This is a genomic window from Micromonospora sp. NPDC003776 (assembly GCF_053605645.1).
The window spans coordinates 1-16,548 of sequence record NZ_JBSGJR010000086.1; the positions used below are offsets into that span (position 1 = coordinate 1).

At 73.6% G+C, this 16,548-nt stretch carries 14 protein-coding genes and 2 pseudogenes; 6 read left to right on the plus strand and 10 right to left on the minus strand.

Going from position 1 to position 16,548, the window contains the following annotated elements:
- From ACWEVO_RS10545 to abc-f, 5 genes and pseudogenes are all read right to left on the minus strand, one after another.
- Positions 1 to 705, minus strand: a 705-nt coding sequence (locus ACWEVO_RS10545; protein WP_452307287.1) for a hypothetical protein, incomplete at its 3' end; no start/stop codon positions are given.
- A gap of 154 nt (positions 706 to 859) precedes the next feature.
- Positions 860 to 2,255, minus strand: a pseudogene (helR, locus tag ACWEVO_RS10550) (RNA polymerase recycling motor ATPase HelR); the annotation flags it as partial.
- Between the two features lie 7 nt (positions 2,256 to 2,262).
- Positions 2,263 to 2,937: an alpha/beta hydrolase fold domain-containing protein gene (locus ACWEVO_RS10555; RefSeq protein WP_452307288.1), complete on the minus strand. Its 675-nt coding sequence runs from the start codon at positions 2,935 to 2,937 to the stop codon at positions 2,263 to 2,265.
- Positions 2,938 to 3,016: 79 nt separating this feature from the next.
- On the minus strand, positions 3,017 to 4,657 hold the full coding sequence (locus ACWEVO_RS10560; RefSeq protein ID WP_452307289.1) for an ABC-F family ATP-binding cassette domain-containing protein: 1,641 nt from the start codon (positions 4,655 to 4,657) through the stop codon (positions 3,017 to 3,019).
- 11 nt (positions 4,658 to 4,668) lie between these two features.
- Positions 4,669 to 6,306 (minus strand): ribosomal protection-like ABC-F family protein, encoded by a 1,638-nt coding sequence (abc-f, locus tag ACWEVO_RS10565; RefSeq protein WP_452307290.1) that lies wholly within the window; start codon positions 6,304 to 6,306, stop codon positions 4,669 to 4,671.
- A gap of 251 nt (positions 6,307 to 6,557) precedes the next feature.
- Here abc-f and ACWEVO_RS10570 point away from each other — a divergent pair, with 251 nt between their 5' ends.
- Positions 6,558 to 7,247, plus strand: coding sequence for a TMEM175 family protein (locus ACWEVO_RS10570; protein ID WP_452307291.1), 690 nt, complete (start codon positions 6,558 to 6,560; stop codon positions 7,245 to 7,247).
- A gap of 133 nt (positions 7,248 to 7,380) precedes the next feature.
- Positions 7,381 to 8,115, plus strand: a complete 735-nt coding sequence (locus ACWEVO_RS10575; RefSeq protein ID WP_452307292.1) for an SDR family oxidoreductase — start codon at positions 7,381 to 7,383, stop codon at positions 8,113 to 8,115.
- Between the two features lie 43 nt (positions 8,116 to 8,158).
- Here ACWEVO_RS10575 and ACWEVO_RS10580 read toward each other — a convergent pair whose 3' ends face one another.
- The gene (locus ACWEVO_RS10580; protein ID WP_452307293.1) at positions 8,159 to 9,064 is read right to left on the minus strand and encodes an RNA polymerase sigma-70 factor; all 906 of its coding nucleotides are present in this window, start codon (positions 9,062 to 9,064) and stop codon (positions 8,159 to 8,161) included.
- Positions 9,065 to 9,253: 189 nt separating this feature from the next.
- Here ACWEVO_RS10580 and ACWEVO_RS10585 point away from each other — a divergent pair, with 189 nt between their 5' ends.
- On the plus strand, positions 9,254 to 9,868 hold the full coding sequence (locus ACWEVO_RS10585; RefSeq protein WP_452307294.1) for a TMEM175 family protein: 615 nt from the start codon (positions 9,254 to 9,256) through the stop codon (positions 9,866 to 9,868).
- Positions 9,869 to 10,043: 175 nt separating this feature from the next.
- Positions 10,044 to 10,440, plus strand: a pseudogene (locus ACWEVO_RS10590) (phytoene desaturase family protein); the annotation flags it as partial.
- A gap of 273 nt (positions 10,441 to 10,713) precedes the next feature.
- On the opposite strand, the gene ACWEVO_RS10595 reads toward ACWEVO_RS10590, so the two are convergent.
- Complete coding sequence (locus ACWEVO_RS10595) at positions 10,714 to 11,016, minus strand: helix-turn-helix transcriptional regulator (protein ID WP_452307295.1); 303 nt, start codon at positions 11,014 to 11,016, stop codon at positions 10,714 to 10,716.
- A 68-nt stretch (positions 11,017 to 11,084) separates the two neighbouring features.
- Here ACWEVO_RS10595 and map point away from each other — a divergent pair, with 68 nt between their 5' ends.
- Positions 11,085 to 11,861, plus strand: a complete 777-nt coding sequence (gene map, locus ACWEVO_RS10600) for a type I methionyl aminopeptidase (RefSeq protein WP_452307296.1) — start codon at positions 11,085 to 11,087, stop codon at positions 11,859 to 11,861.
- Positions 11,862 to 11,907: 46 nt separating this feature from the next.
- Here the strand turns inward: map and ACWEVO_RS10605 are convergent, their stop codons facing one another.
- A complete protein-coding gene (locus tag ACWEVO_RS10605; RefSeq protein WP_452307297.1) occupies positions 11,908 to 12,921 on the minus strand; it encodes an SDR family oxidoreductase in 1,014 nt (337 codons plus the stop codon).
- A 252-nt stretch (positions 12,922 to 13,173) separates the two neighbouring features.
- On the opposite strand from ACWEVO_RS10605, the gene ACWEVO_RS10610 reads away from it, so the two are divergent.
- Positions 13,174 to 14,937: a glycoside hydrolase family 15 protein gene (locus tag ACWEVO_RS10610; protein ID WP_452307298.1), complete on the plus strand. Its 1,764-nt coding sequence runs from the start codon at positions 13,174 to 13,176 to the stop codon at positions 14,935 to 14,937.
- A 38-nt stretch (positions 14,938 to 14,975) separates the two neighbouring features.
- On the opposite strand, the gene ACWEVO_RS10615 is transcribed toward ACWEVO_RS10610, so the two are convergent.
- Entirely contained in the window at positions 14,976 to 15,344 is a 369-nt protein-coding gene (locus ACWEVO_RS10615; protein WP_452307299.1) for a hypothetical protein, read from the minus strand.
- A gap of 1 nt (position 15,345) precedes the next feature.
- A complete protein-coding gene (locus ACWEVO_RS10620) occupies positions 15,346 to 16,434 on the minus strand; it encodes an enolase C-terminal domain-like protein (RefSeq protein ID WP_452307300.1) in 1,089 nt (362 codons plus the stop codon).
- Between the last annotated feature and the right edge of the window lie 114 nt (positions 16,435 to 16,548).

Below are 16,548 nucleotides of genomic sequence, written 5' to 3' on the forward strand. Positions count from 1 at the left end.
CGGGTCCGGCCGGACGGGCAACTGCAACCGCAGCAGCACCCTGCCCGGGTCGGTGTCGCTGCGTTCGATCGTGGCCTGCTGCCGGTCACACGCGGACAGCAGCAACATCCGCGGCACCTTCGGGATGCCTTCCAGTTCGAACACATCCACCGGCAGGCGGCCGTTGACGTTGAGAAACCGGGCCACCTGCCGCGTACGCGCCTTGACGACGTTGGCCGGCAGATCCTTCCCGCCCGGGATCGCCTCCCGCACCTGATCCCACTCCCGCGGGGTGCGCTTGCCCGGATCGGCCGGCCAGGTCGCGAGGACTCCGGCGGTCAGATCGGCACGCCACGTCACCGAGCGCAGCGCACGCCCGGCCTGCTCCTGGGCCATCCGCACGATCCGGTCATTAACCTGCACACCCGCCGGGACGGTGACGGTCCAACCCAGCCGCCGCAACGCCATCCACGCGTTCGACGGCAACCTCCGCCCACCCGCGTCCACACCGGAGGCCAACACCCGCACATCCGCGGCATTCCACCGCTGCGCCAACAGCCCGCAGACCATGCCCGCCACCAGATCGGCACACCACCCGACACGCTCGGCCACCACCGCCTGGGACAGGACCTCGCCGGACTTCTCATCCACACCGGCGCGCACAAGAGCCCGGACACACGCGGTCCGGGAGCCCTCGCCCTCCGCCAGCGACACCGCCCGACTCACCCGACACCAACCTCACCACACCCAAACCCCGCCAGCACGCACAGCACCGCGACATGACAACACTCACCGCCGGCGCAGACCCCCCACCGCCCCGCATCAAACCAGACGACACCGACACCCACGACCGGTCAACGATCACTGACGATCCTTAACCAAGTCTCTGAGCCTCCTCCACGACGATGTGCGCGAACGGGCCGGCGAGCGGGTCCCGCTCAGCGCCGACCAGTCCGCTCTCGTCGACCAGGGCGTCCCGCAGGTCCTGCTGGTGCAGCATCGTCATCAGGCCCTCGCCATCGTCGTATTCGTTCGACGCGATCAGGTCGTCGACGACCGTGGCCAGGTGCTCACGCTGGCCGACCACCGCGGCGTCGCGCCGATGCCGGCGCCGTGACGCCTCCGGGTCGCCGAGCCGTTGCCGCGCCGCGTCCAGCAGCGGCAGGTCGGACACCGTCCAGGCCCGGGCATCGCCGCGCTGCAGCTTCCGGACCTCGTCCTGGCTGAGCCAGGGAGCGCATTTGCGCAGGTAGGCGGGACCGACCAGAGGTCGCCGACGAGGTCGGCGGGATCGAGCAGCGGCCAGGCGCGGTGGAAGGTGGTGACCAGCTCCCTGTTGCGCAGCAGCGACCTGCGGACCAGGTCTTCCGGCTCGTCCCCGTCGTACCGGTCGATCAGGATGGTGAGCAGTTCCTCCCAGGCCTCGTCCCGGGCCTCGTCCCGGGCCTCGTTGTGCGGGGTGCCGGGCCCGGGCGCCTTGAACGCCTCGGCCCAGTCGGCGGCGCTCAGACAGATGTCGGCGTCGCCGGTCGTGACCGTCATCCCCCTGGTCGGCGGCTCCTCGTAGAACCTGACGGCGGCCTCGATTGCCGTCACCAGCTGCGCGGACGACTTCAGGCGGGCCACCTCCGGGTCGGTCTCGGCGGTCGCCGTGGCCCCCTCGGGGACAAGGTCCCGCAGGGTGCAGGTCTGCACGTCCTCCTCGCCGAGGCTGGGCAGGACGTCGGCGACGTAGGCGAGGTACGGCTAGTGCGGGCCGACGAACAGCACGCCGCCCCGGCGGTGGCCGAGGTGCGGGTCGGCGTAGCGGAGATAGGCGGTGCGGTGCAGCGCGACGACCGTCTTCCCGGTGCCCGGCCCCCGTCCACGACGAGGTCGCCGCGCGATCCCGCCCGGATGATGGCGTCCTGGTCGGCCTGGATGGTGGCGAGCACGTCCCGCATCCGGCCCGACCGGGCGCCGCCCAGGCTGGCGATGAACGCCGACTGGTCGTCGAGCGCGGCATGCCCTTCGAGCCCGTCCGCGGTGAACACCTCGTCCCAGTAGTCGCTGATCCGCCCGCCGGTCCAGCGGTACCGCCGCCAGCTCAGCAGGCCCATCGGGTGCGCGTGGGTAGCGGCGAAGAACGGCTCCGCCGCCGGGGATCGCCAGTCGAGCAGCAGGCGACGACCGGCGCTGTCGGTGAGGCCGCGCCGTCCGATGTAGACGGCCGGCGAACCGTCCGCGCTGACCATGCGTCCGATGCAGAGGTCCAGGCCGAACCGGCGCAGGGCGCGGGGAGCGTCAGCTCTGCCGCTCGCCGTTCAGGTTCGGAAGCACGACCGTCGTCCGCACGGCGAGGAAACGCCGCACGGCGGCCGCCATGTCGGGGCGGCGGAGGTCCAACTCGCCGTGCGCTCCGTCGGCCAGGGTCACGTGCACCGGATGACCGGCGGCGAGCAGCGCCGCGGCCAGCCCGAGCGTCTGCGTCGGCGGCACGGCCGTGTCGTTCGTACCGTGCGTCAACAGCACGGGTGTCCCGCTGCCGACGTGCGCCGTCACCGTGCAGTCGAGGGTGGCCGCGTCGTCGGCTGCGGGAACGTGCCCCAGGAGGCGGTGCCACGGGTTGCCTTCGGCGCGGGCCCGGGGCCAGTCGGGTGCCAGCGGGTCGACCGGCGGTTCGAAGGCGAGCACGGCGTCGACGTCGCCGGGACGGTCCACGCCGCGCAGGCCGAGCTGCAGGGCGAGGTGGCCCCCCGCCGAAACCCCTGCCACGATGAGCGGAACGCCCGGCACCCGGGCCGCGCGCGCCTCGGCGCGCAGGTCGTCGAGCTGCGCCGGCCAGGTCGCCTCGCCACTGAGCCGGTAACGGGCCTGCACGACCCGCATCCCCAGCAGCTCGAACAGTGACACGTCGGTGCTCTCGCGGGAATACCATCCGCCGCCGTGCACCCAGAGAATCACCGCACCGTCCCCCATGATCGCTGATCTTAGTCGGCAGCCGCCGCACGTCTGCCCACCGGCACTTCCCGGAGACGGGGCCCGCGTACCGGTGGATTCAGGGCCGGTCGGCGAGGGCTGTCTCCGGCGCACCCAGGGTGATCTCCCGGCTCGTCCACCGGGATCTGAGCCGCCGGTCGTGGCTGGCCAGCACGACGGCGCCCGGCCCGGTGGCGAGGGCTTCCTCCAATTCGTCGGCGAGCCGGGGTGAGAGGTGGTTGGTCGGCTCGTCCAGCAGCAGCAGATCCGGCGGGTCGGCGACGAGCACCGCGAGCGCGAGGCGGCGGCGCTGGCCCACCGACAGCTCACCCACCGGCTTGTCGACCTCGGCGGACCCGAGCAGGCCGAGCGATGCCAGTGGCACCGCATCAGCCCGGTCCGCTCCCACGGCCTGCGCGAAGACCTCCCGAGCGGTGCGCTCGGGCCGGGGGAAGCTGCTGTCCTGGGCGAGCAGGCCGACGCGGAGCCCGGGCCGGACCCGGGTCAGCCCGGCGGCCGGCAGGGCGCCGGCGAGGACGGCGAGCAGGGTGGATTTGCCGGCCCCGTTCGGACCACTCACCAGCAGCCGGTCCGTGGCCCGGAGATCGAGCCGCGCCAACCGCAGGCGGTCGGGCACCTCGACCTGGCGCAGGGACACGACCACCTCGTCCCCGGCGCCCGCGGCGAGGGCGGCCGGGCGGAAGCGGAGCGGCTCCGGTGGCGGGGCGACCTGTCGGCGCTCCATCGTGTCCAGCCGGCGGGTGGCGTCCCGGACCCGGCGGGAGACCTGGTTCTGCACCCGACCGGCGCGGTGCCCGTACCCCATCTTCTCCCGGTCGCGCGGCATCCGGTCGTGCGCGACCTGACGGCTGGTCACCGCGGCGGCCAGGCGCAACTCGGCCAGCCGCTCCTGCTCCTCCTCGTACCGCCGGCGCCACCGCCCCGCCTCGGCGCGCTTCTCGGCGAGGTAGGCGGTGTAACCGCCGCCGTAGCGGACCGGGCCGTCGATCGCCGGATCCAGGTCGAGCAGGTCGGTGCAGACGGCGTCGAGGAAGGCCCGGTCGTGGCTGGCCGCCACGACCACCCCGGGCAGTCCACGCAGGTACTCCTCGCAGAACCCGGCAGCCGCGTCATCGAGGTGATTGGTCGGCTCGTCGAGCAGCAGGGCCGCCGGCCGGCGGATGAGCAACGCGGCCAGGGCCAGCCGCCCCCGTTGGCCACCGGAGAGGGCGGCCAGGGTCCGGTCCCGCGGGACCCCGGCGAGGCCGAGGCCGTCCAGCACGCCCAGCGCGCGCCGTTCGGCGTCCCAGGCGTCGCGGTCCTGCGCCCGCTCCAGCGTCGCGCCGTACGCGGCCAGCAGCCGGCCGTGCGCCGCGGTGCCCTCGGTGGAAGCGGCCAGTGCGGTGCCGATCCGGTCCAGCTCGGCCAGGTCCTCCCGGGCCTGGCGGAGCGCGTCGTCGAGCACCGCGGCGACCGTCGTGCCGGGGTCGAAGGGCAGCTCCTGGTGCAGGAAGCCGAGATCCGGCGGACGGACGACCACGCCGGTATCCGGTTCGTCCACTCCGGCCAGGATGCGTAGGAAGGTCGTCTTGCCGGTGCCGTTCTCCCCGATCAGCCCGATCCGATGCCCGGGTGCGGCGGTCAGGGAGAGCCCGTCCAGTACCCGACGCCCGCCCCGGATGCGGACGATGTCGGTGGCGATCAGCGCTGCGGTGGACATCGCCGCGTCCCTCAGCCGATCCCGGGCGCGCCGGTCTCGGTCAGCCGGCCGTCGGCCAGCCGCAGCCACCGGTCCACGCCGATCGCGTCCAGGAACCGTTCGTCGTGGCTCACCACGATCAACGCCCCCTGGTACGCGGCCAGCGCGCTCTCCAGCTGCGCGACGCTGTCCAGGTCCAGGTTGTTCGTCGGTTCGTCGAGCAGCAGCAGCTGCGGCGCCGGCTCGGCGGACAGGACGCAGGCGAGGGTGGCGCGGAGGCGTTCGCCGCCGGACAGCACCCGCACCGGCAGGTGCGCCCGGCTGCCCCGGAACAGGAACCGGGCCAACAGGTTCATCCGGTCGGCGTCGGCGAGCGCCGGGGCGAAGGCGGCGAGGTTGTCCGCGACGGTGCGCTCCGGGTCGAGCAGGTCGAGCCGTTGGGACAGGTACGCCACCCGGCCCTCGGCGCGGGTCGTCGTCCCGGACACCGGCTGCTGGTCACCGCTGATCAGCCGGAGCAGGGTGGACTTCCCGGCGCCGTTGGGGCCGGTGAGGGCGACCCGTTCCGGTCCCCGGATGGTCAGGTCGACGCCGTCGCCGGCGAACACCGGACGCCCGTGGTAGGCGGCCTGCAGGTGCTCGCCGTGGAAGACGGTGCGCCCGGCCGGCACGGTGGTGTCGGGGAGGTTCACCACGATCCGGTCGTCCTGGCGGGCGGCGCGGCTGGCCTGGTCCAGCCGGGCCTGGGCGTCGCTGACCCGGTTGGCGTGGGTCTCGTTGGCGCGGGCCGCGGAGACCTGCGCGTCCCGCTTCAGCCCGCCGGCCACGATCCGGGCCAGGCCGGCGTTGCCGAGGTTGCGGGCGGCGGTCGAGGCGCGGCGGGCGGCCCGTTCCCGGGCCTGCTGCATCTCCCGGCGCTGCCGTTTGAGGTCCTGCTCGGCGCTGCGTACCTGCCGCTCGGCGACCTCCTGCTCGGCGCGTACCGCCTGTTCGTACTCGGTGTAGGTGCCGCCGTACCAGCGGATCTCACCGTGCTCGAGGGCCGCGATGCGATCCATCTCGTCCAGCAGCGCCCGGTCGTGGCTCACCAGCAGCAGGCAACCGGTCCAGCCGCGCACGACCGCCGTCAGCCGGTCCCGGGCGTCGCGGTCGAGGTTGTTGGTCGGCTCGTCGAGCAGCAGCACGTCCGGACGCCTGAGCAGCTGCGCGGCCAGCCCGAGGGAGACCACCTGGCCGCCGCTGAGGGTGCCCAGCCGCCGGTCCAGGGCGACGTCGGCCAGCCCCAGCCGGTCCAGTTCGGCGCGGCTGCGTTCCTCCACGTCCCAGTCGTTGCCGACGGTGGTGAAGTGCTCCTCGGCGGCGTCGCCGGCCTCGATGGCGTGCAGCGCGGCGATGATCCGGTCGACGCCGAGGACCTGCGCCACCGTCTGGTCGCCGGCGAAGGGCAGGTGCTGCGGCAGATAGCCGAGCACGCCCTGCACCGTGAGCGTGCCGCCGGTGGGGCGCAGTTCACCGGCGATCAGGCGCAGCAGGGTGGTCTTGCCGCTGCCGTTGGGCGCGACCAGGCCGGTCCGGCCGCCGGGCACGGAGAAGGACAGCTCGTCGAAGACCGGAGTGTCGTCCGGCCAGGAGAAGGACAGGGCGGTGCAGACGATGTAACCGTCGGACATGACAGACCTCGGAGGAAGATCCGGACGCACAGCCGGGCGCCCGGCGGGAACAGGGGACGACAAAGGAGCCGCAGCGACGGCGGCGCTCACGCGCCCGTCGGCGGCCGGTCCGGGCTCTCACCCGGAGATGTCGTCGTCACCTGCCACGATCGCTCCGATCCTCGGGAACTCGGCCAACGATAGCTCATCGGCGGGGCCGGGAGGGACATGGCGGCACCCGCCAGGCGGGGTCGGCGTGTTCTACTTCCGCCATGCGGGTGGAGGACGACACGGTCATCCCGGAGGGGTCACGGGCGGACGCGGCGACGCCGAGCGGCCGGGCGGAGGAATCCGAGCCGGAGCGGGTCGACCCCGAGCGGCTGGTGTTCTTCTCCGACGCGGTGGTCGCCATCGCGATCACGTTGCTGGCATTGGAGCTGCCCGTCCCGGCGGGCGGGACGAACACCGAGCTGTGGCGCGATCTGGGCCGCCACGTCGACGAGTACGTGGCCTTCCTGATCAGCTTCGCGGTGATCGGGGGCCACTGGTTCCTGCACCACCGCACGTTCGGTCACGTGGCCAGGCTGAGCGGCCGGCTGGTCCGCTGGAACATGCTGTGGCTGCTCATGATCGTACTGACGCCGTTCGTCACCAAGGTGATCGTCGGGGACGGGGCGTTCGCCGCCCGGTTCACCCTCTACGCGGCGGTCCAGGCGCTCGCCTCCCTCGCCTTCCTGCTGGCCGTGGTCGAGCTGGACCGGCGCGGGCTGGCCCGGGCGGGGACCCCGCGTGCGCTGTTCCGCAACGGCTACCGAATGTTGTCGATCGCGGCCGGCGCGTTCGCGGTGTCCATCCCGCTGGCCTTCGTCACGCACTGGGCGTACGCGTGCTGGGCGGTCATCCCGGTCGCCGCACGGGTACGGCGGCTGACCGACGCCGCGCGGCGGCCACGGCGTCGGTAGCCGACCCGGCGCCCCGGTCGACGGGGCGCCACCTGGTGAAGTCGGGCGGGGATGGGCTGTCACAGCCCGGGGGCCTGTCCGGTCGTACCGGAGGAGAGGGCATCCCTCAGCCGGAACCAGAAAGGTCACGAACATGAAGATCGCCGTCATCGGTGGCACCGGGCGCATCGGATCGCAGGTGGTCAGGATCCTGAACGAGAGCGGGCACGAGGCGGTGCCGCACTCCCCCTCCACCGGGCTGGACCTGCTCAGCGGGCAGGGCCTGGCCGAGGCACTCAAGGGCGCCGACGTGGTCGTCAACCTGACGAACTCGCCGACCTTCGACGACGCGTCACCCGCGTACTTCCAGACCACCATGGACAACCTGCTCGCCGCAGCCGCGGCCGCCGGCGTGGGCCACGCCGTCGTCCTGTCGATCGTGGGCGCCGACGAGGTGCCGGACCTGGTCTACTACCGCGCCAAGGTGCTGCAGGAGGACATCCTCAAGGCCGGCCGGGTGCCGTACTCGATCATCCGCTCCACGCAGTTCTTCGAGTTCATGGAGGCGGTGCTGTCCTGGACCGCCGACGAGAAGACGGTCCGGCTGCCCGCCACGCTCATCCAGCCGATCGCCGCGGCCGACGTCGCCCAGGCCGTGGCCGACGTCAGCGCCGGCGCCCCGCTGCAGGGCACCCGCGAGATCGCCGGCCCGGAGGTCTTCCCGCTCGACGAGCTGGGCCGGATCACCCTCGCCGCGCACGGCGACCAGCGCACGGTCGTCACCGACGACAGCGCCGGCATGTTCGCCGCCGCCAAGGGCGACGCCCTCATCGCCAACGACGGCGCCCTGATCTTCAAGACCTCCTACCGGGACTGGCTGGCGCGCTGACCCCGGCCGGGCCCGCACGACGGCGGTCGTGCGGGCCCGCGGCTCAGCGGCGATACCAGCCGCGGAGCTTGTCCGGGTTCACCAGCCACAACAGCTGCTCGATACCCTCGGTCGAGGCGCTGACCGTGATCAACCCGTACACCTTGTCGTCGCGCTGGAGCACGGCGGACGTCTGACCGTTGGTCTCCGCCCAGCCGACCTCCACGCCGTCCCAGAACCAGGTGGAGATCGCGACCAGGAACCTCGCCACCCGCGCTCCGCCCACCACCGGCTGGCGCGCGACGCGGTACGCGCCGTTGCCGTCGGACACGCTGGCCACGTCGGCCGCGAGGAGCCGCTCCAGCGCGGCCAGGTCGCCGGAGCGGGCGGCCGCGATGAACGTGGTCAGCAGCTCCCGCTGCGCGGCGGCGCTCACCGGCGTACGCCGCTCACCGGTCATGTGCCGGCGGGCCCGGCTGACCAGCTGGCGCACCGCGGGTTCGGTCGACCCCAGGATGTCGGCGATCTGGCCGTAGGGATAGTCGAACGCCTCGCGCAGGACGTAGGCGGCACGTTCGTGCGGGGTGAGCCGCTCCATCAGCAGCAGGGCCGCGAACTCCAGGGCCTCACCGCGCTCGGCCCCCAGGTACGGATCGGCGCTGGTGTCGACGGGTTCGGGGAGCCACGGGCCGACGTACGTCTCCCGACGCACCCGCGCGGACTGCAGGGCGTTGATGGCCAGCCTGGTGGTCGTCGTGGCGAGGAACGCGGCCGGGTTCACCACCGCGGCGCGGTCGCAGGTCTGCCACCGCAGCCACACCTCCTGCACCAGGTCCTCGGCCTCGGTGGCGCTGCTGAGCATGCGGTAGGCGATCCCGAACAGGCGTGGCCGCACGCCGGTGAAGACCGCCGTGGCCTGATCGAGGTCGTCCGCGCCGACCGGCTCGTGACCCGCCCCGGAATCCGCCACGGTCCGCCCCTGTCTGATCATGTCGCGGCCGCCTGCCACGAAGCCCATCGTGGGCCGGACACCCCGCGATTGCCAACGTCCGTGCGCCGGCAGTGATGTAGTCGACCAGGGCTTCTGTCACAGATCCCGCGGCTTCCCGGTCTGTGCTGGACGGCGAGGTTCAGGTATCGCGAGAGAGAGGGTGGCACGGTGCGGACCGGTCGACTGGAGGCGTTCAGTGATGGGGTGCTCGCCATCATCATCACGATCATGGTGCTGGAGCTGAAGGTGCCGGCGGGTCACGAGCTCTCCGACCTGGTCCACACCAGCGGCGTCGGCCTGCTGACCTATCTTCTGAGCTTCGTCTACGTCGGCATCTACTGGAACAACCACCACCACATGTTCCACCTGGTCCGGCGGGTCACTGGCGGGGTGCTGTGGGCGAACCTGGCGCTGCTGTTCTGCCTGTCGCTGTTCCCGTTCACGACAGCGTGGGTGGACGAGTCGAGGTTCGCCCGGACCCCGGTGGTGATCTACGGGGTGAACCTGCTCGGCGCCGCCGTCGCGTACGGCGTACTCCAGCGGGTGATCATCTGGGGCGAGGGGCGCGAGGCGCCGCTGCGCCGGGCGGTGGGCAGTGACGTCAAGGGCAAGCTCTCCCCGGCATTGCTCGTCGCCGGGATTCTCAGCGCCCTGACCATCGACCGGCACGGGCATGTCGGGGTCGCGATCGCGCTCACCTGCTACATCGTCATCGCGATCATGTGGATCGTCCCCGACCGCCGCATCGCCCGGGTGGTCCGCGAGCACGAGGCCCCGGCCTGAGGTCGCCCGCACGCCGCCCCGCTGACCGTCTGTCCGGCGCCGAGGGACCAGGCAGGCCGAGCTGATCCGCTGGCGCAGCAGCGACCGCTCGGCCGGGTGCGCGGTCAGCCCCGGCGCCCCCGGCCCGTTTCGGCGCGGCCTGCCCGGGAAACGCGGAGCAGATGCGGAGCGGGTCATGAGCACCGGCGGGTATGACGCCGTGGTGGTCGGCGCCGGGCACAACGGCCTGGTCGCCGCCAACCTGCTGGCCGACGCCGGGCTGGCACGTACTCGTGCTGGAGGCCGACGAGGTGCCCGGCGGTGCCGTCCGTTCGGCGGAGGTCCTGGGGCCGGGCTTCACCACCGACCTGTTCAGCGCGTTCTACCCGCTCGGCGCGGCCTCCCCCGTGCTGCGCGCGCTGCGGCTCGAGGAGCACGGGCTGCGCTGGAGTCACGCCCCCGTCCCGCTGGCCCACCTGCTGCCGGACGACCGGGTCGCGGTGCTGTCGCGGGACCTGGCCGAGACGGCAGCGTCGGTGGAGCGCTTCGCGCCGGGCGACGGCGCCGCGTGGGAGGCGCTCGCGCACCGGTGGGACCGCTATGGCGCGGGATCTATCAGGAGTTGGTCTTCCGGCCGCTGCCCGGGCTGGCCCGCGCCGAGACCCCGGTACGCGGGCTCTACCTGGGCAGCGCCGGCGCGCACCCGGGCGGCGGGGTGCACGGCGGTCCGGGCGCAAACGCGGCCAGGGCGGCGCTGCTGCACGCCGGCGGTGGGCGGCGGCGGTGCGCCTGGCCGTGCGGCGGATCAGCACGGCGCCGGACCGGGGTCTGCTGCCGCCGCCGGTCGCGGACCTGCCGGATGCGACCTACGAGGCCAACCGGTGACCGGCGTGGTGAGCTGACCGCGCGGCCCCGGCGGTGCCGCCCGTCTGGTTGATCTCCGCCCACACCGCGTCGAGGGAGAGGCCGAGGACGTCGGCGATGGCGGCGATGGTCGGGAAGGCGGGGGTGGCCACCCGCCCGGATTCGATCTTCCGAAGAGTCTCGGGCGAGACACCGGCGTCCAGCGCGGTGCCGAGCATCGAACGCTCTCCCCTGGCGCGACGCAGGAGGGCGCCGAGACGCTGCCCGCGCTCGACCTCCTCAGGACTGAGCGGCAACCTGACCATGACACCGATGATAGTACCGGGATAATATGGCCGGGATACTTATTGGCCGACCGAGAAAAGGCGTGGCATTGATCGAGATCCTGAGCCCGACCGAACTGCCCCGAGCCAGGGAGGCGGGCGCCCTGGTCGCCGACATCCTGCAGACGCTGCGGAGCCGCTGCCGGGTGGGCACGAATCTCCTGGACATCGACCGCTGGGCCCAGTCAATGATCGACGAGGCCGGCGGGCAGTCCTGCTACGTCGACTACGAGCCGTCCTTCGGGCGCGGACCGTTCGGCCACTACATCTGCACGTCAGTCAACGACGCGGTCCTGCACGGGCTGCCCCACGACTACGCGCTTGCCGACGGCGACCTGCTGACGCTCGACCTCGCCGTGTCCAGAGGCGGAGTGGTCGCCGACTCCGCCGTCAGCTTCGTCGTGGGCGACGCGAACCGACCGGAGAGCGCTGCGCTGATCAGCGCGACCGAGCAGGCCCTCAGCGCAGGGATCGCCGCGGCCGGACCCGGGGCGCGCGTCGGTGACATCTCCCATGCCATCGGCTCGGTTCTCAGCGCGGCGGGATATCGGATCAACACCGAGTTCGGCGGCCATGGCGTCGGATCGACGATGCACCAGGACCCGCACGTGTCCAACACGGGGCGGCCCGGTCGCGGATACCGGCTGCGCCCCGGGCTGCTGCTGGCGTTGGAGCCCTGGGTCATGGCCGACACCGCCGAGCTCGTCACCGACGCCGACGGCTGGACACTCCGGAGCGCGACCGGCTGCCGGACGGCACACAGTGAGCACACGATCGCCATCACCGAGGACAGGGCCGAAGTGCTCACCGTGCCGAGGCAGGCCTGAGGCGACAGCCCTCCGCGTGGCGCGCCGAGGCCGACGGACGGGCCGGTCAGTGGCGGCGCCAGGCGGTCACGCCCGCCGCCGTGGCGGCCAGTCCCGCGGCGGCGACCAGGCGGTGCCGGGACAGCCAGGCCTGCGGGCTATGGGCGTGCGAGCGGCCGGTGAACTCGCCCCGCGCGCCGTAGTCGTGGCCGCCCGGCCCGTCCAGCGGGTGCCACAGGTTGTTCGGCCGGTCGTGGTCGGCGGGCCGGGCGGTCTGCTGCGACTTGTAGCCCGTCCGGGCCAGGTAGCGGTCGAGCAGTCCCGGTACGACGCGGTTGGCCAGGATGGTCAGCACGGTGGACATGCCGACCCAGTACTCCCGGCGGCCCGGCCGGTCCGCGGCGCCGACGATCGCGCGGGCGGCCACCTCCGGCTCGTAGATCGGGGGTACCGGTTCGGCGTGCCGGGGCAGCCGGGACAGCAGCCAGTCGAACTGCGGGGTGTTCACCGCCGGCAGGTGCACCATCGTCACCTGCACCCGGCTGCCGTCGTGCATCAGCTCACAGCGCACTGATTCGGTGAACCCGACGATCGCGTGCTTCGCCCCGCAGTAGGCCGCCTGCAAGGGGATGCCCCGGTAGGCCAACGCGGACCCGACCTGCACGATCGTCCCCCGGTTGCGGGGCGTCATGTACGACAGGGCCACCCGCGTGCCGTGCACGTAACCCAGGTAGGTGACCTCCATGGCGCGGCGGAACTCCTCCGGCCGGGTGTCCTGGAACGGCGCGAAGACCGAGCTGAACGCGTCGTTGATCCACAGGTCGATCGGCCCCAGTTCCGCCTCGATCCGCCGGCCGGCGGCGACCACCTGGTCGTGGTCGGCCATGTCGACCTCGATCGGCAGGGCCTGGCTGCCGGCGGCCCGTACCTCCGCGGCCGCCGCGTCCAACCCGACCCGTCCCCGGGCCAGCAGTGCGATCGCGATCCCGCGCCGGGCGAGCAGCCGCGCGGTCGCCCGGCCGACCCCCGCGCTCGCCCCGGTCACCACCGCGACCCGGATGTTTCCTGCCTGCCCGGCCATGTCGCCTCCCGTCTCGTGCTCTTCCCCCGGGCACTACCCACCTGTGGGCCCTCCACTCACCAGACGGGGCCGAATGTGGCCGAGTGTCCGTCTCGGCGGGCGCCGACCGGGGTGGCCGGGGCGGCGGGAGGGCAGTGGCCGGGGCGTGTCAGGCGGAGGCAGACGGGTAACCGGGCCGACACCGATGCCGACGAGCCGAGAGGGTGCCAGACATGCTGAAGCCCTTCCTGCCCACCTCCTGAGGCGAGCGGCATGCCGGGCGACGAGGCGAGCGCGACCGCCAGTCCGGCGGTGCTGCGCGACTACGCGCTGCTCGCCGACGGACACCGGGGTGCGATGGTCGGGCCGGCCGGGGACGTGGCGTGGCTGTGCGCCCCCGGCTGGTCCGACCCGGCGGTGTTCAGCACGCTGCTCGGCGGGGCGGGTCGGTTCCTGGTCACCCCGGCGGCCGGACGTTTCGTCTGGGGCGGGCACTACGAGCCGGGGTCGCTGATCTGGCGCAGCAGGTGGGTCACCGGGGACGGGATCGTCGAGTCCCGGGAGGCCCTGGTCTTTCCCGGCGAGGAGGACAAGCTGGTGCTGCTGCGCCAGATCCGCGCCCTGGACCGGCCGGCCCGGGTGCGGGTGGTGCTGGACCCGCGGGGCGACTTCGGCCGGCAGCCGGTCCGCGACGTCACCCGCGACGGGGACCGGTGGCTGGCCCGCACGGGCGGGCTGCACCTGCGGTTCCACGGCGGGGCCCGGCTACGTCGGGACCGGCAGGGCTTCCTGACCGGCGAGCTGACCGTGCCGGCCGGCGGTCGGCACGACCTGGTGCTGGAACTCGCCGCCGTCCCGCTAGAGGAACCGTGCCAGCCGGCCGGCGAGCTGTGGCGGATCACCCAGCACCACTGGGCCGCGGTGGTCCCGTCCCTGGCCGGACCGGTCCGGCGCGACGCCGTCCTGGCGTACGCGGTGCTGCGCGGAATGACGCGGCCGGGCGGCGGCATGGTGGCGGCCGCCACCACCGCCCTGCCGGAGCGGGCGATGGCCGGGCGCAACTACGACTACCGGTACGCGTGGATCCGGGACCAGTCCTACGCCGGCCAGGCCGCGGCGCTGGTGGGCCGTTTCGACCTGCTGGACGACGCGGTCGCGTTCCTCGCCGACCGGGTGCTGGCCGACGGGGACCGCCTCGCGCCGGCGTACACGGTCGACGGCGATCCGGTACCGCTGGAGGAGGAGCTGCCCGGCCTGCCCGGCTACCCGGGCGCCGACGCGCGAACCGGCAACTGGGTGCGCGGCCAGTTCCAGCTGGACCCCTACGGCGAGGTGCTCATGGTGCTGGCCGCCGCCCAGCGCCACGGCCGGCTGGACAGCGACGGCCACCACGCCATGGAGCTGGCCGCCGCCACGATCGGCCGGCGCTGGTCGCAGCCCGACTCGGGCATCTGGGAGCTACCGCCGCAGCAGTGGACCCATTCCAAGCTGACCTGCGTCGCGGGGCTACGGGCGGCCGCCCGGGTCGCCACCCCGAAGCTGGCAGCCGGCTGGTCGGCCCTGGCCGACCGGATCCTCGCCGACGTCTCCGCCCACGGCCTCTCGCCCGACGGCCACTGGCAGCGGGCCTACGACGACGACCGGGTGGATGCCGCTCTGCTGCTGCCCGGCATCCGCGGCGCGCTCCCGCCGGAGGACCCGCGCACCGACCGGACCCGTCGGGCGGTCCTCGCGGAGCTGGCCCAGGACGGTTACCTGTACCGGTTCCGCCCCGACCGGCGGCCGCTCGGCGATGCCGAGGGCGCCTTCCTGCTCTGCGGGTTCGCCGCCGCCCTGGCCGCCTGGCAGGCGGGCGACCCGGTGGCGGCCAACCGGTGGTTCGAACGCAACCGGGCGGCGTGCGGGCCGCCCGGCCTCTACACCGAGGAGTACGACGTGCGCCAGCGGCAGCTGCGCGGGAACCTGCCGCAGGGCTTCGTGCACGCGCTGATGCTGGAGACCGCGGTGACCCTCGGCCAGGTGGACCCCTGCTTCTGAGGCCGGCCACCGGCCGGAACCGTCGATCGACCGGCGTGTCATCGTCCTCCCTCGGCTCGTGCGGCGGAGGCGCCCAGGAGTGCCCAACCGGCGGCACCGGCCGCGTCCACCAGGGCGGCGGGCCGCTGGCGACGGTCGGCGGCGGCGAGGGCGAGCGCGGTGAGGGAGTGCAGGCCGTCCACGACGGCACCGACGGCGAACACTCCCCGCGTGGGCCGCCCGATGGTCATCGCACCCTGCACCAGATGCCGGGCCCCGAGCAACCGCAGCGTCGCCACAGCCGTGGTGGTGGCCGGGCCCACCGGCCGCAGCAGCGCACCGGGTGCGAGCAGCAGCAGGCCGCCCCAGGCCAACCGGGCCGCTACCGACACACCGGGCAGCGGCAGCCGGTCGACCTGGTCCACCATCTCAGGCCACCCGGTACTGCCGCGCCTGATCGGCCCGGAAGTCCAGGCCGTTGCCCGGTCGGTCGAGCGGCACGGGCGCGGCACCGCCGGTGGCCGGCGCCGCGCCGTCGAAGAGCATCGACTCGATCCGTACGTGGTCGTGGAACCATTCGATGTGCCGCAGGTTGGGGGTGGCGGCGGCGACCGGCAGGTGCTGGTGCGGGGCGCAGTGCGCGGACACCTCCAGCCCGGCGGCCGCGGCCACCGCCGCCGCCCGCAGGAATTCGGTGATCCCGCCGCAGCGGGTGACGTCGATCTGCAGGCAGTCCACGTACGGGGCCATCCGGTGGAAGTAGACGAGGTCGAAGCCGTACTCGCCGGCCGCCACGTCCGGCGCGACGTGGTCGCGGACCAGGCCCAGGCCGGGCAGGTCGTCGGAGCTGACCGGTTCCTCGTACCACCGCACGTCCAGGTCAGCCGCGGCGTGCGCCACCCGGATCGCCTGCTTGCGCTGGTAGGCGCCGTTGGCGTCGACGTACAGCTCGGCGTCGTCGCCGATGGTGCGCCGGGCCGCCGCCATCCGGGCCAGGTCGCGGGGCACCTGTGTACCGCACGACTCGCCGATCTTGATCTTCACGCGCGGGATGCCCTGCTCGTGCACCCAGCCGGCGAGCTGCCGGTGCTGCTGCGCGTCGTCGTAGGTGGTGAAGCCGCCGCTGCCGTACACCGGCACCTGCCGGCGGGCGGTGCCGAGCAGCCGCGCCAGGGGCAGGCCGTGCCGGCGGGCCTTGAGGTCCCAGAGCGCGCAGTCGGCGGCGGAGAGGGCGAGCCCGGCGACGCCGGGCCGGCCGGCGTTGCGCAACCGTCGCTGCATGCTCGTCCAGGCCGCCGGCACGTCGTCCGGATCGAGGTCGGTGAGGACCGGGGCGAGCAGGTCCGCCACCACCGGTACGACGGCCGGCGGGCCGTAGGTGAAGCCGTGGCCGGTGTGTCCGTCGGATTCGGCCCGGACCAGCACCAGGGTGGTGGCGTCCCAGGCGAAGGTGCCGTCGCCCTCGGGGGCGTCGGTGGGGATCCGGTAGGCCTCGGCGGTGAGCCGCATCCCCGTCATCGCGACCACCGGCGGACGAGCGCCGCTCCGGCGACCAGCGCGGTGGCCCCCACCAGACCGGCCGCCGCCCACCGGGCCGGCCGGGGCGGCGGCGCGGGCCGCTGCGTCCAGGCC